20 protein-coding genes are annotated in these 18,885 nt (G+C 59.7%); 8 read left to right on the top strand and 12 right to left on the bottom strand.

Annotation, left to right across the window (positions count from 1 at the left end; translation table 11 throughout):
- The coding region (locus P7F28_RS00950; RefSeq protein ID WP_277182475.1) for a KTSC domain-containing protein at nucleotides 1-246 on the top strand (246 nt) is incomplete at its 5' end.
- 87 nt (nucleotides 247-333) lie between these two features.
- Here the strand turns inward: P7F28_RS00950 and garD are convergent.
- Nucleotides 334-1,926, bottom strand: coding sequence for a galactarate dehydratase (gene garD, locus P7F28_RS00945; RefSeq protein ID WP_277182474.1), 1,593 nt, complete (start codon nucleotides 1,924-1,926; stop codon nucleotides 334-336).
- A gap of 192 nt (nucleotides 1,927-2,118) precedes the next feature.
- Here garD and kdgD point away from each other — a divergent pair, with 192 nt between their 5' ends.
- The 3 genes from kdgD (at nucleotide 2,119) to P7F28_RS00930 (ending at nucleotide 5,498) form a co-directional block, all read left to right on the top strand.
- Nucleotides 2,119-3,036 carry a 5-dehydro-4-deoxyglucarate dehydratase gene (gene kdgD, locus P7F28_RS00940; RefSeq protein WP_277182473.1) on the top strand — a complete coding sequence of 306 codons (918 nt, stop codon included), beginning with the start codon at nucleotides 2,119-2,121 and terminating at the stop codon, nucleotides 3,034-3,036.
- A 125-nt stretch (nucleotides 3,037-3,161) separates the two neighbouring features.
- The gene (locus P7F28_RS00935) at nucleotides 3,162-4,517 is read left to right on the top strand and encodes an MFS transporter (RefSeq protein ID WP_277182472.1); all 1,356 of its coding nucleotides are present in this window, start codon (nucleotides 3,162-3,164) and stop codon (nucleotides 4,515-4,517) included.
- Nucleotides 4,518-4,733: 216 nt separating this feature from the next.
- On the top strand, nucleotides 4,734-5,498 hold the full coding sequence (locus P7F28_RS00930) for a hypothetical protein (RefSeq protein WP_277182471.1): 765 nt from the start codon (nucleotides 4,734-4,736) through the stop codon (nucleotides 5,496-5,498).
- A gap of 3 nt (nucleotides 5,499-5,501) precedes the next feature.
- On the opposite strand, the gene P7F28_RS00925 is transcribed toward P7F28_RS00930, so the two are convergent.
- The 3 genes from P7F28_RS00925 to P7F28_RS00915 are packed head-to-tail and all read right to left on the bottom strand — an operon-like array spanning nucleotide 5,502 to nucleotide 8,068.
- Nucleotides 5,502-5,828, bottom strand: coding sequence for a DUF2322 family protein (locus tag P7F28_RS00925; RefSeq protein WP_277182470.1), 327 nt, complete (start codon nucleotides 5,826-5,828; stop codon nucleotides 5,502-5,504).
- 43 nt (nucleotides 5,829-5,871) lie between these two features.
- Nucleotides 5,872-6,369 carry an MOSC domain-containing protein gene (locus P7F28_RS00920; RefSeq protein ID WP_277182469.1) on the bottom strand — a complete coding sequence of 166 codons (498 nt, stop codon included), beginning with the start codon at nucleotides 6,367-6,369 and terminating at the stop codon, nucleotides 5,872-5,874.
- A 1-nt stretch (nucleotide 6,370) separates the two neighbouring features.
- Nucleotides 6,371-8,068: a dihydroxy-acid dehydratase gene (locus tag P7F28_RS00915; RefSeq protein ID WP_277182468.1), complete on the bottom strand. Its 1,698-nt coding sequence runs from the start codon at nucleotides 8,066-8,068 to the stop codon at nucleotides 6,371-6,373.
- A 133-nt stretch (nucleotides 8,069-8,201) separates the two neighbouring features.
- Here P7F28_RS00915 and P7F28_RS00910 point away from each other — a divergent pair, with 133 nt between their 5' ends.
- The gene (locus P7F28_RS00910; RefSeq protein ID WP_277182467.1) at nucleotides 8,202-8,651 is read left to right on the top strand and encodes a GNAT family N-acetyltransferase; all 450 of its coding nucleotides are present in this window, start codon (nucleotides 8,202-8,204) and stop codon (nucleotides 8,649-8,651) included.
- A complete protein-coding gene (locus tag P7F28_RS00905; RefSeq protein ID WP_277182466.1) occupies nucleotides 8,648-9,259 on the top strand; it encodes an NAD(P)H-dependent oxidoreductase in 612 nt (203 codons plus the stop codon). The genes P7F28_RS00910 and P7F28_RS00905 overlap by 4 nt, the downstream gene beginning before the upstream one ends.
- Here the strand turns inward: P7F28_RS00905 and P7F28_RS00900 are convergent.
- A complete protein-coding gene (locus P7F28_RS00900) occupies nucleotides 9,216-10,676 on the bottom strand; it encodes a PLP-dependent aminotransferase family protein (protein ID WP_277182464.1) in 1,461 nt (486 codons plus the stop codon). The two genes, P7F28_RS00905 and P7F28_RS00900, sit on opposite strands and share 44 nt — an antisense overlap.
- Before the next feature lie 95 nt (nucleotides 10,677-10,771).
- Between P7F28_RS00900 and P7F28_RS00895 the strand changes: the two genes are divergently transcribed.
- Nucleotides 10,772-11,521, top strand: coding sequence for an SDR family oxidoreductase (locus tag P7F28_RS00895; RefSeq protein WP_277182462.1), 750 nt, complete (start codon nucleotides 10,772-10,774; stop codon nucleotides 11,519-11,521).
- Here the strand turns inward: P7F28_RS00895 and P7F28_RS00890 are convergent, their stop codons facing one another.
- Both P7F28_RS00890 and P7F28_RS00885 read right to left on the bottom strand, forming a co-directional pair.
- The gene (locus P7F28_RS00890; protein WP_277182461.1) at nucleotides 11,522-12,640 is read right to left on the bottom strand and encodes a porin; all 1,119 of its coding nucleotides are present in this window, start codon (nucleotides 12,638-12,640) and stop codon (nucleotides 11,522-11,524) included. It lies immediately after the preceding gene.
- Nucleotides 12,641-12,756: 116 nt separating this feature from the next.
- Complete coding sequence (locus P7F28_RS00885; protein ID WP_277182460.1) at nucleotides 12,757-13,317, bottom strand: hypothetical protein; 561 nt, start codon at nucleotides 13,315-13,317, stop codon at nucleotides 12,757-12,759.
- On the opposite strand from P7F28_RS00885, the gene P7F28_RS00880 reads away from it, so the two are divergent.
- On the top strand, nucleotides 13,295-14,827 hold the full coding sequence (locus P7F28_RS00880) for a glycoside hydrolase family 28 protein (RefSeq protein WP_277182459.1): 1,533 nt from the start codon (nucleotides 13,295-13,297) through the stop codon (nucleotides 14,825-14,827). The genes P7F28_RS00885 and P7F28_RS00880 overlap by 23 nt on opposite strands.
- Before the next feature lie 75 nt (nucleotides 14,828-14,902).
- Here the strand turns inward: P7F28_RS00880 and P7F28_RS00875 are convergent, their stop codons facing one another.
- The 5 genes from P7F28_RS00875 to P7F28_RS00855 all read right to left on the bottom strand — a co-directional run bounded on the left by P7F28_RS00875 (nucleotide 14,903) and on the right by P7F28_RS00855 (nucleotide 18,566).
- Nucleotides 14,903-15,886 carry a hypothetical protein gene (locus P7F28_RS00875; RefSeq protein ID WP_277182458.1) on the bottom strand — a complete coding sequence of 328 codons (984 nt, stop codon included), beginning with the start codon at nucleotides 15,884-15,886 and terminating at the stop codon, nucleotides 14,903-14,905.
- A 151-nt stretch (nucleotides 15,887-16,037) separates the two neighbouring features.
- Complete coding sequence (locus tag P7F28_RS00870; protein ID WP_277182457.1) at nucleotides 16,038-16,559, bottom strand: hypothetical protein; 522 nt, start codon at nucleotides 16,557-16,559, stop codon at nucleotides 16,038-16,040.
- A gap of 26 nt (nucleotides 16,560-16,585) precedes the next feature.
- Nucleotides 16,586-17,506 (bottom strand): CsgG/HfaB family protein, encoded by a 921-nt coding sequence (locus P7F28_RS00865; protein WP_277182456.1) that lies wholly within the window; start codon nucleotides 17,504-17,506, stop codon nucleotides 16,586-16,588.
- A 23-nt stretch (nucleotides 17,507-17,529) separates the two neighbouring features.
- Nucleotides 17,530-17,967, bottom strand: a complete 438-nt coding sequence (locus P7F28_RS00860; protein WP_277182455.1) for a curli assembly protein CsgF — start codon at nucleotides 17,965-17,967, stop codon at nucleotides 17,530-17,532.
- A gap of 53 nt (nucleotides 17,968-18,020) precedes the next feature.
- On the bottom strand, nucleotides 18,021-18,566 hold the full coding sequence (locus tag P7F28_RS00855; protein WP_277182454.1) for a CsgE family curli-type amyloid fiber assembly protein: 546 nt from the start codon (nucleotides 18,564-18,566) through the stop codon (nucleotides 18,021-18,023).
- Between the last annotated feature and the right edge of the window lie 319 nt (nucleotides 18,567-18,885).

The raw sequence follows: 18,885 nt of genomic DNA, 5'->3' as shown, positions 1-18,885 counted from the left end.
GGCGCGGCACCTATGAGCCTGAAAATGAATAATTGGATACCTGTAAGTAATTCCACGCGTATTGTCGCTGAAATGTACGAATCTTTATCAGAGACAATATATGTTCGCTTCCCTAATGGTGTTGAGTGGTGGTATTCAAACTGCCCGCCCGAGGTATGGGACGCGTTCACTGCTCCAGGACAGTCGCGCGGGCAGTTCATCCATAAGGTGCTTAACTATAAGCCAAACGGTCGCTACGCAGGATAAAACCGAGTCGACTACAAGCGTCTAACAAAGACGTCCTGCTTGCAGCATCTAATGCAAGCAGGACGTCAAAGTTCCAACGCAAAAAACTCAAGTCACCGGCGCCGGATTAAACAACACCAATGCATTATGTAATTTAAGCGCTTCGGCTTTAGTCTGCTTCTTCCCACTAGCCACATCGAGCATGAGCCTGAAAAGCTCCCAACCCACATCCCCGATCGTAGCCTCACCGGTCGCAATCGTCCCGGCATTCACATCCATCAAATCATGCCAGCGCCTCGCAAGATCGGAACGCGTAGCCACCTTGATAACCGGCACTTCAGCCAAGCTATAAGGCGTACCACGCCCCGTAGTGAACACATGCAGATTGATCCCCGAAGCCAACTGCAACGTCCCGCAAATAAAATCACTAGCCGGTGTCGCGGCGTAAATCAGCCCCTTCTGCTTAACCTTCTCCCCTGGCGACAACACACCCGAAATAGTCGATGACCCCGACTTCACGATCGACCCCATCGCCTTCTCGACGATATTCGACAGTCCGCCTTTCTTGTTCCCCGGCGTAGTGTTAGCACTCCGATCCGCCCCGCCGCGCTTCAGATAATCGTCGTACCACTGCATCTCGCGGATGACCGCCGCAGCCACCTCGCCATTCGCCGCACGCGCCGTCAATTGCGCGACGCCATCACGTACTTCGGTCACCTCGGAGAACATCACCGTCGCGCCGGCACGCACCAGCAAGTCCGTAACAAATCCAACCGCCGGATTCGCCGTCAAACCCGAAAACGCATCGCTGCCGCCGCACTGCACGCCGATGACCAAATCCGCCGCCGGACACGTCTCGCGCCGACGATTGTTCAAACGCTTCAGATGCGTCTCCGCCATCCGCATGATCGAATCGATCATCGATCCAAAGCCGACGTGCGCTTCGTCCTGAAGCACCACCGCGCCGCCGTTCTCGTCGTGAGTCACATCGCCGATATCCGCGACGTCTTCCGTCTCCGCCGATGCCGATGCAATCGGAATCGTGCCCGGCGGCATCAGCCGTTCGGGTTGCAGCTTCTCGCAGCCAAGCGACACCATCATCACTTCGCCGCCGAAGTTCGGATTCAGCGCGATATTGCGCACCGTGCGAATCGGCACCATCGCGTCGGGCGCATCGATGGCGACGCCGCAGCCATACGTGTGGCCCAAACTCACGACATCGTCGACATTGGGATACTGCGGCAGCAGTTCCGCCTTGATACGCGTGACCGCATGCTGAACCACATCGGCCACACATTGCACCGTGGTCGTGATCGCCAGAATATTGCGCGTGCCGACCGAGCCGTCCGCGTTCCGATACCCCTCGAACGTGAAGCCTTCCAGCGGCGTTTCATCCGGCGCCTTGATCGTGGCGATGGGCAAATCGTGGAGTTCGGGCGGCGTCGGCATGCGCAGCACATGCTCATTGATCCAGCTACCCTTCGGCAGCAGCTTGTTCGCATAGCCGATGACCACGTTGTAGCGGATCACCGCCTCGCCTTCTTCGAAATCCTTCAGCGCGACTTTATGGCCTTGCGGAACGCGCTCGCGCAGCACGAGGCCGTCCGCGAACGTGGCGCCTTCGCCCAGACCGCCGTCGTTGACGACGATCGCGACGTTGTCGTCGGGGTGAACGCGAATATAGAGGGGGGACTGGTTCATTCTTAACGATCCTTCCTAGAGTTATGTCATCCTACAACATAACGATGCACGGCGGCTCGGTGTTTACCCGCAAAATCCTATATAAGACATCGTTTTGATTGTGCAGCCGAAAATCATGTTGTACGATGCCCTATAAGCGCTGACCATCAACGGCCGCTCTCAACAACCGCTCCAGACATCGACACCTACATCATGACGACACCGCAAGAACTCAAGCAAATCGTTTCCGAAGGCCTGCTCTCGTTCCCCGTGACGGACTTCGACCAACAAGGCAATTTCCGCGCGGATACGTACGCGCAGCGCCTCGAATGGCTCGCTCCGTACGGCGCGACGGCGCTGTTCGTCGCAGGCGGCACGGGTGAGTTCTTCTCGCTGACGCAACCGGAATACTCGCAGGTCGTGAAGACCGCCACCGAAGTGTGCCGTGGCAAGGTGCCGATTCTCGCCGGTGCGGGCGGCCCGACGCGCACGGCTATCGCGTTTGCGCAGGAAGCGGAGAAGCAAGGCGCGCACGGCGTGCTGCTGATGCCGCATTACCTCACGGAAGCGTCGCAGGACGGTATCCGCCGCCACGCGGAAGAAGTCTGCCGCGCTGTCCCGAACATGGGCGTCATCATCTATAACCGCGCCAATTCGAAGCTGAACGCCGACATGCTGGAGCAACTGGCGGATAGCTGCCCGAACCTGATCGGCTTCAAGGACGGCGTGGGCGAAATCGAAAACATGGTGACCATTCGCCGCCGTCTGGGCGATCGCTTCTCCTACCTCGGCGGTTTGCCGACGGCTGAAGTCTACGCCGCCGCGTACAAGGCGCTGGGCGTGCCGGTGTACTCGTCGGCAGTGTTCAACTTCATCCCGAAAACCGCGATGGAGTTCTACCGCGCGATCGCCGCTGAAGATCACGCGACCACGGGCCGTCTGATCGACGAATTCTTCCTGCCGTACCTGAAGATCCGCAATCGCAAGGCGGGCTACGCCGTGTCGATCGTCAAGGCAGGCGCGAAGCTCGTCGGCCATGATGCAGGTCCGGTGCGCGCACCACTGACCGATCTGACCGAAGAAGAACTCGGCATGCTCGACGCGCTGATCAAGAAGCTCGGCGCGCAGTAAGCAGGCACGGCGGGACGCCGTGGGGACGGCATCGCGCTGAAAAACCGAGGGCCGCTTGACGCGTAGAAGCGCGACCAAGCGGCCCTCGGCGCACGTACGCAAGAGAAAGTGGAAAGGGGAAGTCCATGTCGTCAAGCCGCGCCGCGAATCCCGCGGACGTCGTGAAGCGCACGAAAGTGCGTTACGTCATTCTGTTGCTGATCTTCGTGATCACCACATTCAATTACGCCGATCGCGCCACGCTCTCCGTGACCGGTTCGGCCATGCGTACGGGATTCGGTTTCGATGCCGTCCGCATGGGTTATATCTTCTCTGCCTTCAGTTGGGCGTACGTGTTGTCGCAAATGCCCGCAGGCTGGCTGCTGGACCGCTTCGGCGCGCGCCGCGTGTATGCGGGCAGCATCTTTTTGTGGTCGCTGTTCACGCTGCTGCAAAGTTCCATCGGTCTGCTGGGCAGCGCGGCGACGGCCGTGACCGCCCTCTTCGTGCTGCGCTTTATGATGGGCGCGGCGGAAGCGCCGGCGTTTCCGGCCAATGCCAAGGTCGTCGCAAGCTGGTTTCCGACTTCGGAGCGCGGCACGGCATCGGCTATTTTCAATTCGGCGCAATACTTCGCCGCCGTCGTGTTCACGCCGCTGATGGCGTGGCTCACGCATGCGTTCGGCTGGCATCACGTGTATATCGTGATGGGCGTGGCGGGCCTGGCGCTCGCGCTGACGTGGCTTTCGGTAATGAAGAATCCCGCCGATCATCCGCGCGTCAACCGGCAGGAACTGGAGTACATCGAAGAAGGCGGCGGACTGGTGCGCGGGCATCAGCGTGGTGCGCGTAGCGCCGGATCAGCGGGTAACAAGCTCGGCTGGCCAGCGGTCAAACAACTGCTGACGAACCGCATGTTGCTCGGCGTGTATCTCGCGCAATACTGCATCAACGTCCTGACGTATTTCTTCCTGACGTGGTTTCCCATTTACCTCGTGCAGGCGCGTCATATGACGATTCTGCAAGCCGGTCTGGTCGCGTCTTTGCCCGCTATTTGCGGCTTCTCGGGCGGCGTGCTCGGCGGCGTCATTTCGGATAGTCTGATCCGTCGCGGCCATTCTCTGACCGTTGCGCGCAAGCTGCCGATCGTCGGCGGCATGTTGCTGTCGTCGTGCATCATCGGCTGCAATTACGTGAATACCGATTGGGTCGTGGTCGCGCTGATGTCGCTGGCGTTCTTCGGCAAGGGCATCGGCGCGCTCGGCTGGGCTGTCGTTGCGGATACGTCGCCGAAAGAAGCCATCGGTCTGTCGGGATCGATCTTCAATATGTTCGGCAATGTCGCCGGGATCGTGACGCCGATCGTGATCGGCTATCTCGTCGCGCAGACCGGTTCGTTCAACGGCGCGCTGGCTTTCGTCGGCGTGAACGCGTTGATTACCGTGTTCAGCTATCTGGTGATCGTGAAAGAGATCAAGCGTGTGGAGTTGAAACTCGGCTGACGCGTCGCGCTTCGAAAGAAAAAGGCAACCTGTGTGGTTGCCTTTCTTATGCGTGCTGCGCCCTATCGTGCCTAAATCACGATCGATTCAATCGATTGCTCAACTTCGCGCCTTCGTTTATCGCTTTGATACACGACACGTCACGTCGATATCCGGAGGGCTTATGTCTCAGCCGAAAGTCGCAGCCGATGCATCGCTCACGCAGTACGTGTGACGATGGCATGGTTCGTCGATCATCCCGCGGTCCTGTTTATCGTGCTGCTGTCGGTGTTCATCGGCGCGGTGGCGTTCGGCGCGTACGTGCTCAGCCGCATCTTTCCGCTGCCAGGCGACGAGCGCGAAGACTTCGTCGTGGTGCAGACGTCCACGCTTACGCTGCTCGCGCTATTGATCGGCTTCAGTCTTTCGATGGCCGTGAATCGATACGATCAGCGCAAGAATCTCGAAGAGAACGAAGCAAACGCCATCGGCACCGAATACGCGCGCGCCGATCTCGCCGATGCCCCGCTCAGCGAGCAGATGAAGCAAGCGTTAGGCGCATATACGCGCTTGCGTCTCGATCATTTCGATACCCGCGAACCGCAGGAAATCGCGCGCATAGAACGCGATACGGCCGCGCTTCAAACCACGCTATGGCATTACGCGACGCAAGTCGCGCGCGCGATGCCGACGCCCATCGGCGCGACCGTCGTCACCGGCATGAACGATGTGCTCAACTCGCAGGATTATTCGGAGGCCGCACTCATCAACCGCATTCCGGTCGGCGCATGGGTGCTGATGATCGTGATTGCGCTATGCGGCTGCATGGTGCAGGGTTACGGCGCGAAAGGCAGTCACCGGAGCGGCTTGCTCGTGGTGATTCTGCCCGTGACGGTGGCGTTGTCGCTGGCGTTGATCGCGGATATCGACAGTCCGCGCGGCGGGTTCATTCATGTGCAGCCGCAGAATCTGGCGCGGCTGCTGGCGTCATTGAAGCATTGAGCCTTATCGAATCACATCGATACGCAAAGCCTCGCCGCCCGCGACGATCTCAAGCAAGCGATCCACATTCGGATGCGCGCCCGGACGATTCCGCGCGTCCGCCGTATGCTCGGCAAACACGGCCAGACCATGCTCGGCAGCCTTTGCATCGAGCGTGCCGAATGTCTGCTGCAAATACGCATACACCGCGAGTGAGCCTTGTTTTCCAGGCTTATTCTCGATGCTCGACACCACCGCGCCTTTGCCATCGACCAGATCGATTCGTTCGATGCCTTCGATCGAAGGCAGTTGCGCGAGGTTATCCTTGAAAACGTTGCCGGGCTGGATCACGAATAGACTCCACATCATGGGTTGGCGAATGAAGCGGAGTATCTTAAACGATCAACGGTTCGACCATGCTGTCGAGCGTAATCGTGCCGCCCTCGATCACACGCGCCGTGATACCGCCGAAGCCGCGCACCGCGTTATAGCCGCCCGCACCGAAAGTCTCTTCCATGCGCGAACACGGATGACATTCGCCGCTCGCCTCCAGCACCGCATCGCCGATACGAAAACGCCGGTCCTTCAGCGCATGCAGATTGATGCCCGACGTCACGATATTGCGCCGCAAATCAAAGGGCGAAACGTCGCTCAGGCCGAGATGACTGGCGATCGCGCGCAGGCTTTCGCTTTGTATCAGCGTAACCTGACGATTGCCCGCGCGGCGGCTGTAGTGATCGCCTTCCAGCCCTTCGTCTTTCAGCGCGCGTGCAGAATCGACCTGAAATAAAGGCTCGCGACGCGCGGCGCGCAAGCCAATCCATATCACGCGGCCCGGCAAAACGGGCGAGCGCATCAGTCGGGCAAGCGGTGAATCGGGATTGAGCGGCATGTTATTTGAGGAAGCGGAAATCGCAGCCTTCGTCCGCTTGCAAAATCTCGCGTTCATAAAGCATCGCGTAACCGCGCGTGGCTTTGTGCGTGTCTTGAACGGGCATCGCGGCGCGACGTGCGTCGAGTTCGGCATCGTCGACCAGCAATTCGAGCGAGCGATTCGCCACGCTCAGACGAATGCGATCACCATTGCGCACGAGGCCGAGCGGCCCGCCCGATGCCGCGTCCGGCGCGATATGCAGCACGATGGTCCCATACGCGGTGCCGCTCATGCGCGCGTCGGACATGCGCACCATGTCCTTCACGCCTGCGCGCGCGAGCTTCGACGGTATCGGCAAATAGCCGGCTTCGGGCATGGCGGCATCGCTCGATGGACCCGCATTTTGCAGCACGAGGAAGTCGTCGGCGTTCACATCGAGTTCGTCACTGTCGATGCGATTCGCCAGGTCTTCGAGCGACGTGAACACCACCGCGCGCCCTTCTTTCTCAAACAGATTCGGATCGGCGGCGGAACGCTTGAGGATCGCGCCGCGTGGTGCGAGATTGCCGAACAGCGCGACAAGACCGCCTGTTTCGCGCACGGGTTCATCGAACGGTTTCACTACGTTGTGATCGATCCAACTCACGTCTTCGAGCCGCGCGCCGAGCGTTTCGCCGGTCACGGTCGGGCAATCCAGATGCAGCAGATGTTTGATCTGCCGAAGGATCGCGGGCACGCCGCCCGCTGCGTAAAGATCTTCCATGTAATGCGTGCCCGTGGGCTTCAGATTCACTAGCACGGGCGTGGTATCGCTCAATTCGTTCAGCCGACGCAGATCCACTTCGATACCCAGCCGCCCCGCAATCGCGGTCAGATGAATCACCGCATTCGTCGATCCGCCGATCGCCAGCAACACGCGCCACGCGTTCTCCACCGACTTCTGCGTGATGATCTCGCTGGGCCGCACCGGTTTGCCGATCAGTTCGAACGCCACGCGCCCCGTTTCTTCCGCGATCCGCAAGCGATCGGCATCCACGGCGGGACAGGCGGCGCTGTTCGCGGGCATCATGCCGAGCGTCTCCGCGATAATCGCCATGGTGCTCGCGGTGCCCATCACGGCGCAGGTGCCCGCCGTCGATGCGAGCCTGCGTTCGACGATATCGATCTCCTGTTCATCGATTTCCGCCGCACGAAAACGCGCCCAGAAGCGGCGGCAATCCGTGCATGCGCCCAGACGTTCGCCACGATGCCGCGAGGTGGACATCGGCCCGGCGACGAGCTGGATGGCGGGGATATCGGCGGAGGCGGCGCCCATCAGTTGCGCGGGCACGGTCTTGTCGCAGCCGCCTAACAGCACGACCGAGTCCATCGGCTGGGCGCGCGTCATTTCTTCGACGTCCATCGACATCAGATTGCGGAATTTGAGGCTAGTGGGCGTGAGAAAGGTCTCGCCAAGCGAGATGGTCGGGAACTCGATCGGCAGGCCGCCTGCTGCGAGCACACCGCGTTTCACGGCGTCGATCATCTCCGGAAAATGGCGATGGCAGTTGTTGAAGCCGCTCGCCGAATGCGCAATGCCAACGATCGGCTTGTCCAGCATCGCGCGGCTGTAGCCCATCGAACTGGCGAAGCTGCGCCGCAAATACACGCTGAATTCGCGGTCGCCGTAGTTGGTCAGGCCTTTTTTGAAGCCGACGGGTTTCCCTTGATCGCTCATGTCTCGCTCGTCTTTTTTCGATTGACGCTTATCCTAACGCGATTCGCATGGCCTAGTCGGTTTGATCGTTCTTGGCTCTGCCACATGGGTCATGCGTCGCGTATCGTGCAGGCTGGGAATTGTGGAGCAGGACATGAAGATTTCGATTACTTTCCGGCATCTGGAAACGCCTGACGCGTGGACGGAAGCCTTCGACATCATGAAGCAATTGCGCCCGCATCTGAGCGATGCAGCGGCGTTCTGCGCGCAACTCAGGCAACAGCGCGAAGAGGGATACAAGCTGCTTGCTGCGTATGACGAATCGGGCGTGATGCTCGGTCTTGCCGGTTATCGCACGCAAACGAATCTGCTTTATGGGCGCTTCGTGTATGTCGATGATCTTGTCGTGTCGAACGAGCTTCAACGCGGCGGTATTGGCGCAAATCTGCTCGATGCCGTGCGGCAAGTCGCGCGCAACACGCAATGCAGCCATTTCGTGCTCGATACAGGTCTTCACATGTCGCTCGCGCAACGCTTTTATTATCGCAATGGCCTGCTCGCCAAGGGCATGCATTTCGTCGAATCTCTGGAGCACACGCAGTGAAAATTCTCTTTATTAATGCCAGTCCGCACGCCGAAGCGAGCCACGGTCACAAGCTCGCGAAAGAGCTGATCGGCACCATCGACGCTGAAGTGATCGAACGCGATCTGAGCATTGCGCCCTTGCCGCCGATCACGCGCGATTACGCGAAAGCCATCACGTCACGCGAACCGGATACGAGCCTGTTCCAACTGTCCGAGCAATTGATCAACGAGATCGAAACCACGGACATGCTCGTCATCAACACGCCGATGCATAACTTCACCGTACCCGCCTCGCTCAAATTGTGGATCGATTACGTGCTGCGGATTCATCGCACGTTTGCGTCTACGCCTGAAGGCAAAGTAGGTTTGATGCGTGATCGGCCGACGTATGTGATCGTTGGATCAGGCGGATTTCATCGCGGGGAACGCGCGCGTCAGCCGGATTTTCTGACGCCGTATCTGGAATTTGCGCTCGGTTCCATCGGCATACAAGATGTGCATTTCATGCTGCTGCAAGGCCTCGTAATGGGCGATGAAGCCGTCGCGCTCGCCGTCGATGCAGCACGCGCCGAGTTCGCGAAACTTAGCCATCGTACGCACGACGAAGCATCCGAGCAAGCCGCGTAGCTTCTGCGCTATCGGCCACGTTCGCGAAGCCGAGCACGATGCCGCGCAAGCTACGTTTAGTGCGCGCGCCGAGATACCACGCCGATAAACCGATCACCGCCAGCCCCGCTTCACGCGCACGCGCAGCGACGGCGAGATCATCGACGGGACCGTTCGGCGTGGGCGTAAAGCGCATCACGAGGTGCATGCCGCCCGCAGGCAATTCCATGCTCACGCGCTCACCGAACGCCTTCACGATGGCATCGGCGAGCAGCGTGCGGCGTTCGGCATACAGCGCACGCATACGCTTCAAATGCCGCGCAAAATGCCCTTGCGCGATAAAGTCCGCGACCGCTGCCTGCAACAGATGCGGCGGCCCGGCGTTCATGCTGCGCGTGATCTGATCGAAGCGCGCAATCGCGCGTTCGGGCGCAACCAAGTACGATAAACGCAGGCCCGGAAACATGACCTTGCTGAAGGTGCCGCAATAGATCACGCGATCGTCGCGGTCCAGACTTTTCAGCGCAGGCAAGGGACGGCCCGCATAGCGAAACTCGCTGTCGTAATCGTCTTCGACAATCCAGCTTCCCGCGCGATCCGCCCATTCGAGCAGCTTCATGCGCCGCGCCAGCGACAAGGTCACGCCCAGCGGACTCTGATGCGAAGGCGTAACGAACGCGAAGTGTGCGTTGGCATCGACTAATTCGCCTTGTTCGGTGTCCAAACCTTCTTCGTCGATGGGAACCGGCACGAGCGTCAGGCCCGCTTCGATCAGAAAGTTTCGCGCGAGCAAATAACCCGGCTCTTCGAACCAGGCGCTGTCACCGGGCTTGGAAAGACTGCGCAAAATCAGTTCGAGCGTGGCGCGATAGCCATTGGTCACGAACACTTGTTCGGGCACGCATTCGACACCGCGCGACAAGCCCACGTATGTCGAAATACGCTCGCGCAAGGGCCGAAAACCCGCAGGATCGGGATAGGTCAGCGACGCGATATCCACCCCGCGCGCGCGATGCCCGACCAGCCGCGCCCATACCTTGCGCGGAAACGCATCGAGCGCGGGGAGACCGGGACGCAGCGGCTTCGCGTCGTTATCGACGACGACCGCGCGCAGCGGCGCCGCGCGCTCACGCACGCGACGCGGCGCGCCCTTCGTCACGGACCCCGGTAGCGACGATGACACGAACGTACCCGCCGCGCCGCGCATCTGCAAATAGCCTTCATCGACAAGGATGTCGTAGGCCATTTCCACCGTGCCGCGCGCGGTATTCAACTGCGTGGCAAGGCCGCGCAAGGCCGGCACGCGATCGCCGGGTTTCAGATGTCCCGCTGCAATCGCAGCTTTGAAACGCTCACAAATTTGCAGATAAATCGGCAGCGTATGGTGACGATCGACCTCGATTGTCAAAGACATGCGCGCATTGTGAACATTGGTCATGGACTAGTCCATTCGTTGATTCTTGTCCCTTCCGGGTGAGACATGATTCTCGCACAATGGCATCACTCTCTCTTACTTCTCAATCGAGGTGCATCATGAAGATCGTCGTCATGGGTGGATCGGGTCTGATCGGCGCGAAACTGGTTACGCTGCTGCGCGCAAAGGGTCACGACGCGCTGGCCGCATCGACGCGCACGGGCGTGAATGCGATCACTGGCGAAGGCTTGCAAGTCGCGCTCAAGGGCGCGGATGTGGTGATCGACGTAACGAACGCGCCTTCGTGGAATCCGGACGATGTCATGGCTTTCTTCCGCGACGCGACCATCAATCTCATGAAGGCCGAGGCCGAAGCGGGCGTGAAGCATCATGTCGTGCTGTCAATCGTCGGCACGGACCTGATGACGGACAACTTCTATTTCCGCGCGAAGACGGCGCAGGAAAAGCTGATCGAAGAATCGGGCGTGCCGTACACCATCGTGCGCGCGACGCAGTTCTTCGAGTTCATCAGCGGCATTGCAGATGTGAATACCGTCGATGGCACCGTGCGCATTCCGCCGGGATTGTTCCAGCCGATCGCGGCGGATGACGTCACTGACCTGATCGCGGATATCGCGTTGCATGCGCCCGCAAACGGCATCGTCGATATCGCCGGTCCGACGCGTGCGCCGTTTGCGGAGATCGTCGCCACGACGCTGCGCGCGCAAGGCGATGCACGCGAAGTCGTCACCGATCCCCACGCGAAGTACTTCGGCGGCACGGTCGTGCAAACATCGCTCGTGCCGGTGGGCGAGGCGCGCATCGGTCAGACCTCGCTCGATGACTGGCTCGAACGCGTCAGCGCCTAATCAGAAGATATGCATCATGCCGACGTACGCGCCCGTTTGCGATTCACCCGCAATCGGGCTGGTCGGCGATGAAGCATCGCGCGGCGTAGCGAACACCGAGAACGAACCATTCGCGCTGTTGCGCACGTAGGCCACCGTGCCGTACAGGAAGGTGCGCTTGGTGAAGTTATAGGTGGTGCCGAGCGCGTAGAGCGTGGCGTGGCTCGCCGGGTCGTGCGCGGCATCGCCCGATCCTTGGCCTACGTGAATATAGAAGCCCGCTGCGGTTACGGCCCACGCGGGCGTCGCCTGATAGGTCGCGCCGAGCCAGTAATGGTCCGCGCTGTCGGCCACGCCTGCGGGTGAATCGGGCGCGGCATAGTGCGTGTAGGCGGCCTGCACTTTCCACTTGTCGATCTTCACGTTCGCGCCGACAAAATACTCGCGCGAGGCCTGAAAAATATTGTCGAGGCGTCCGTCCTGCGAACGCAGTTCATCGTAGATGCCGCGCAGATCGAGCAGCGGCGAATGATACGAAAGCATCACGCCATCCGATCGTCCAAACTCGCCGTTTGCGCCACTGTTGAACGATCCTGGCTGATTGCCGAACGCGTATTGTCCCTGCACATCGACACCATGAAACACGGGGCTGTGATATTCGACATTGTTGCTCGACTGCTGCCAGTTGCGCCCTCTTACCAGCGACGCCGATGACACCGCCTGCTGCACGAAGGGATCGAATTCCCACACGCCGTCACTGTCGATAAACAGATTGCGGCCCGCCTGAATCTGCCCCCACTGCTCCGACGACAACCCCACATACGCGCGCCGCGACCACAAGCGCCCGCCGCCCGTGGTGCCGTTCATGATCTGCACGGCGGTTTCCAGATCGAAGATAGCCTGCGTGCCGCCGCCTAAATCTTCCTTGCCTTTGAGGCCCCACATGCTGGTGCCCCAGTCGCCGCCTTCCGCACTCCATCGCGATGAATTGCCGCCTTGCGGCGTCGCGATGTGGTTCAGATATTCGATGCCGCCATCCAGCCGACCGTACATCGTGACGCTGCTCTGCGCCCGGACACTGCTTGTGGACAACACACATACGCTTGCTGCGGCGCAAAGACAAACGCGGGTAGCTTTCATTGTTGTATGGCTCCTCGATGACCGCTTGAAAGACTGATCGGCAGCAAAAATATCACTAAGTCGCGGATCGAGCAGAAATGAAGTCGCGGGTGTCTTAGTTAAATCTTGAATTCGGCTTAAGGGAGTGACCGGGTATCGGCGAATTGCTTCGGATGGCTAAGATAGTCGCGCTGTTGTACGACGACATATAAGAACGCCTTCATCACCTTACGAGGACCGCATCCGTTCATGAGCAAGCCTCTTTCTCGATCCGTCACTACGTGGTTCACTGTGTTGTCGCTCGCTTCGGCGTTGGCGGCGTGTGGCGGATCTTCATCATCCTCATCCGTGCTGCCTGCAACGACCAATGGCGCGTTGAATAACGAAAGTGCGCCTCCTGCGTCTGACGTCGTGCCTGCGTCTGACGTCGTTCCTGCTTCTGAGGCTGCACCTGCTTCTGACCCGGTGCCTGCTTCCGAGGCTGTGCCCGCATCCGACGCCACACCTGCATCGAGCGTCACGCCCGCGAGCGATCCCTCCCCTACGCTTCCACCCGGCTTCAAAGTCGGCACGACAACATACGATCCCGCTTTGCCGCCCGAGCCGTCCTTGCCTACCGCATCACAGCTTTGCAAGGCACTGCCCGCGGCCATCACCTCGCAATCGAACGGCTTGTTGCCCGATAGCGCCGATGCCATCAACACCGCGCCCGACACCACCCGCATTCAGGACGCAATCGATGCGTGCACGAACGCATCGAGCACGGGGCTTTCGACCAACAAGGTCGTGCATCTCACCAAAGGGCCGAACGGCGAGAATGCCTTCCTTGCCGGCGCGTTGAATCTGAAAAGCGGCGTGACCTTGTGGATCGATCAGGGCGTGACGCTGTATGCCTCGCGCGATCCGCGTCAATTCGACAAAACCAAGGGCGTCGCAAGCTGCGGCATGATTACCGCAAGCGATAACGGCTGCTCCGCGCTGATCAACGCGAGCAAGATTGCGTATGGCGCGGTCATCGGCGATGGCGTGATCGACGGACGCGGCGGCAGCCCGCTGATCAGTAGCATTCCAAACGATCCGAACCTGCTCAAACGGCCCGATGGCTCCACGATGAGTTGGTGGGATATCGGCTGGATGGCGAACAAGGTGTTGAATCAGGCGCAGAATAATCTGCGCCTCATTCAGATCAGCAATGGCCGCAATTTCACGCTGTATCGCGTGACGTTGCAGAATGCGCCGAAGTTCCATGTGGTGCCGAGTGGTATCGACGGCTTCACGGCGTGGGGCGTGAAGATCTATACGCCTACTGCCGTGTATGAAGCCATGACCAACTATCTCGGCATGAACTACAGCCCGGCGACCGCGAAGAATACGGATGGCATCGACCCCGGCAGTTCCGGCGCAATCACGAGCAACGCGGGCAATCCCGCCCGCCTCGCGGGCGATGCAAGCAATATGCTGATCGCCTACACGCATATCCGCACCGGCGACGACAATATGGCGATCAAGGGCGGCACGGGCACCGTCAACGGGCGCACGTACAACATCACCGTCGCGCATAGTCATTTCTATGCGGGGCACGGCATGTCGATTGGCAGCGAGACGGCCGGCACCGATAACGGCGCCGCCAATGCCGATGGCGTGCTGCCGAGCGTGAGCAATATCAACGTCTACGATCTCGTGATCGATGGCGCGGACAATGGCTTGCGCATCAAATCGGATTGGAGCCGCAGCGGGCTGATTTCGAATATCAACTACTCGAACGTGTGCATTCGCACGCCGGATGCGTCACCGGATGGCGCGCCGCAAGCGCTGATCTTCTCGCCGTACTACAGCGCCACGACGAATCGCGCGTTATACCCCAATTTCCAGGGGATTTCGCTGGATGGCGTGCGTATCGTGAATGCATCGAGCTATACGTTCTATGGGTTCAACACCGCGAGCACGATCATGCAGGGATGGTCGGCCGGTACGATCGGCTTGCCGAATCCGCCTGTGGTGAATCCGCTGGGCATTACCTTGAACAACGTCGTCGCCGATGTCGCGCCGCTGAAGTTCAACGTGGCGGATGCGAACATCGCGATTGGCGCGGGCGGGACGTCGCTGCCGTTTGCATCGGGTAATGGTGTGACGGTGACGACAGCCGCGCAGTCGGCGGTATCGCCGGTCGATTGCAGTCTTGCATTCACCGCGTTTCCGGGGCGTTAAATAAAAAACGGGCGGGAAGCCACGCTTCCCGCCCGCAATATCAGCAATGCCAGCAGTACTGACAATCGCTTTGGCTTAGTGCTGAGCGATGGTCGTCTTGTTGCCCGCGCCGACTTGCGTCACGACAGCCACGTTGCCCGTACCGACTTGCGTCAGCGTTGCGCTGTTGGCAATGCCGCCCTGACCGATCAGGCCGAAGTTGTCATAGCCCTTTTGCGATGCGTTGATGGTGTTGCCGTCGCCGATTTGCGCCGCCAGCAGCGTGCCTTCGAACGACGTATCTTGCGTCAGATGCGCTTCGTTGGTCTTGCCGAGTTGCAGCACGCCAGCCTTGTTGCCCGAACCGAAGTTCTGATCGATCGAAGCGATCTGGTCATAGCCGCTTTGCACGATCGCAGCCTTGTCGTTCGACGAGTAGTGCTGGTTCACGTAAGCGTGGCCATAGCCGTCGCCGCTTTGCGAGATGAACGTGGTTTCGCCTTGCGCGCCGATTTGCAGCACTTGAGCCAGATTCACCGACGGCGATGCCGTTTGCGTGATGGTCGTCGTGTTGTAACCGCCGTTGCTCGAATCCGTGTTGGCGATTGCCGAGCCGCTTTGCTTGATCGTCACGTTGTCGTGCGATTCGTTGTTTTGCACGACGTGTGCGTCCGTGCCCGAACCCGTGCCGTTTTGCGTGATCGACGTGTTGTTCCAGCTGCCGCCCGTGGTTTCGACCTTGGCCTTGTCCACGCCCGTTTGCGTGATCGAGGTGGTGTTGGCCCACGTGCTGTCTTGCAGAACCGTCGCGGTTTCCTTCGAATCCGCTGCGTTGCTGTGTTGCGAGATGGTCGTCGTGTTGTAGCCACCGTTCTTCGACTCGACATCAGCGTTGGCCTTGTTCGCGCCCTGGTTGATCGTCACCAGATCGTTGGTCGATGCTTGTTGATCGACATTAGCCGTGTTCGACACACCGAACTGGTTCACGAATGCCTTCTCACCGTTCGAACCGTCTGCATATGCCGACGTCGATGCCAGTGCTGCCAGACCCATAGCGATGATGATTGCCTTGACTTTCATTTTTCTGCCTCGTTGAATGAATGTTTTAAAGTACGACAAATTGATTAGCTACCCTGACGACCTTTAGCCCCCGCTATCGATCGTGACCCACCCTTCGAACTTCCACTGCTTCCACCCTGGTCTCCTCAAGCTACAGAGGAATCTTCACTGCCTACTTCATCAACACCGCCGCTCTCGCGCCGCCGGTCTGCGTGACCGACAATCCCGAGCCGCTGCGGCTCTGCAGGATAGAGATCTCGTTGTTGTTGCCGTACTGCGTGACCTGCGCCGACATCGAGTTCCCGATCTGCATAACCGTTGCGTCATTACCGCTGCCGTTCTGTACCGCCGTCGAACGGTTGTACTGACCTGCCTGATAACCCGCGTACTGGTTGACGTTGCCGTTCTGCTGCAACACCGTCCAGTTGTCATTGCCCGCCTGCGAAGTGATCGCCGCATTCGCTACGCCGATCTGATTCGCCATCAGCCCGTTATGCCCGGCCTGCGTCGCATTCAACTGATTGCCGGCACCCGCTTGTGTGACACGTGCAACCTGCGTCGCGCCGCCGAAACCCGGCTCGGGCGCACCGAAATCCGATACCGGCGACAAGTCCGCGGCATACACCGCGAGCGACACGACCGCACCGAGCGCCGCGCTCAGCAGCGCGACGCGGGAAGCGCGCGGTGGTTTCATGCTGGTCTCCTTCTGATAAGTTTCGTTCAGCCGCCGATATTCTTCGGCGGATCGATTTTCTGCGGGTCATACGGCGGATTTACGTCTTCCATGGTCTGCGCGTAGCCCTGGTTTTCCTGCAGATAACGCTGCATGGTCGGGTCGTACCAGTCCTTCATGTCCTTGAGCGACCAGGTCTGATTCGCCACGCCCTGCACGATCAGATGCACCAGCGCAGATTCGATCGCTTCGTTCACGCACAACTGCTGCGGTTCGTTGCGCGTCATGCCCGCTTCGGCCTGCAACAAATCCTTGAAGCCGATAAAGCGGTACACGCCGGTATCGACCTGAATCGAATAAATGGTCTTGGTGGTCGAGACGCTGTTGAGGATGGTGCCGTTGCGGATGTCCACCGCACGCAGATTCACCGTCACCTGATCGACACGATATTGTTGGGATGCCGAAATTCCCAGATACGCGACACCCGCGCCGCCCGTACGAATATTCGAGTCATATCCGACGATACCGCCTTCGAGCACGATGCTCGCGGGCGCCAATGCGCCGATCTGCGGAATCGCGTTCTTCTTGTCGTCCGGCGTTTCCAGCGCTCGCATGATTTTGCGCTCGGTCAGCAAGTCCTGAAGGTTCTCGCGTTCGACCGGAGTGAACCAGCCGGAATCGCGCATGGCCTTGACGAGGAACGATGCGCCGCCCTGCGTGACTTGCGACGAGAACGAGCTATCCGGCGACGGCTTGTACTGGCCGGTCAGATCGCGGAAACCGTACACGGCCGCGACGATCTTGCCCTTCGGCGACGGCAGATGCGTAAGATCGCGCGTCACACGCGTCGGCGGCGTCAGCGTGGCGTTGCCGGCGGCGGGCATCGGCTGCGTGACGCAACCCGTGAGCAACATGGCAGCAGACAACGTAGCGACGAGCGCAGTAGTCCTGAGGATATTCTTGTTCATCTTCTTATGTACTCGCTCTCGACTTACTGTCCGTTGCCGACCACAAAGGTCGTGGACGCGCCCGTGGTCTTGTCGGTCGTCGTCACTTGCAGATTGCCGCCCGTCACTTGCGTGATTGCAATCGAGAAGTTACCCGTGTTGATCGTGCCGGGATGCAGCGTGCCGTCGGTGCCGACAATCGAGCTGGAAATCGACGATGCCACACGCGAGAGAATCGCTTGCTGAAGCTGCGTGTTGAATTGATCGAGCGTGGACTGGCTGCCGGTGAGACTGTCCGCCGACGGATCCTTGTACTTGTTCTGCGCATTTGCTTCGTTGAGCAGATTGGTTCCGTTCAGCGGATTGCCGCCGAAGTTCGGATTCACCGGCTCATAGACGAGCGATGTGGCGTGTGCAGCGGCGATCGGCATGGCGAGCGCGCAGACCGTCAGCGCGCGTTTGACAAGCGCATTCGTTTTCATCGTGATTCCCCGTATGTTTTTGGCCGTGCTGCGTTTTATATGCTGCGTTTTTTTTAGTAAATCTCGTCGTTCGCCATATCGGCGTCGCGGAACAGGAGGCGGGTCAGATCGGCCTGCATCACGTTCTGGAAAGCAATCTGTGCTGCACCTTCCGCCACCGGCTTCACGTTCGGGCGGGCGATCGGCAGGAACGCCTGAAACACGCGGCGCTGACCGTATTCCACCCACACGAGGCTGCCGTAGCGGGCCGACGGACGCTCGTGAACCGAGACGATATAGCGGTCCGCCAGCGGAATCGCGCTCCAGGCTTGCGCGAACCACGTGTAGAAGTCCTGACCTGCGAGCGTCACCGTGTCGGTGGTGACCACGCCGCCAAGCGCGTCGTCGAGCGGCTTGTGGCCGGTGACATCGGCGGTTTTGGCGCGCGGCGTGCCGGCGAGCGTTTCGCTCTTTTCAAGCGATGAAGACGCGTTCACCGTGCCGCGATTCGAGAGCGGCGCACCGTTGGCGGCGGGCAGCGGAGCCGGTGTCGCAACCGGACTCGGCGTCGGGGTAGAAGGTAGCGAAATGAGCGGTTGAGCCTGGGCGGACGAACTCACATGCACAGCCGCCGACGTCTCCGCGTCCTGAGCATAAGCATGCGTGAAAACCGTTGAAACCCCGATGCACACTGCGACGACACGTCCTTGAAAGGACCGTTTGTTCTTCTTTCGCTGCATGACTTCCCCGTTTGCCTTTGGCCGCTATCGAGTGCTTCCTTCAGGCGTTTCGTTTTATTTGTACGACGGGATGGATTCTCCGTAATAAGCCGTAAGGCTTGTGTTGTCAGCGCCACATTAATTCGAAAAAGAGTGCCGGGAACGCATGTAAAGCGAAACTTTGCTGACCGCACGCATCGGCCGAGGCTAAAGAAACGTT

Source organism: Caballeronia sp. BR00000012568055, from assembly GCF_029439455.1.
Taxonomy (GTDB): Bacteria; Pseudomonadota; Gammaproteobacteria; order Burkholderiales; family Burkholderiaceae; genus Caballeronia.
Note: the sequence above shows the minus strand (reverse complement) of the source record. Positions and strands in the feature narration are given on the sequence as shown.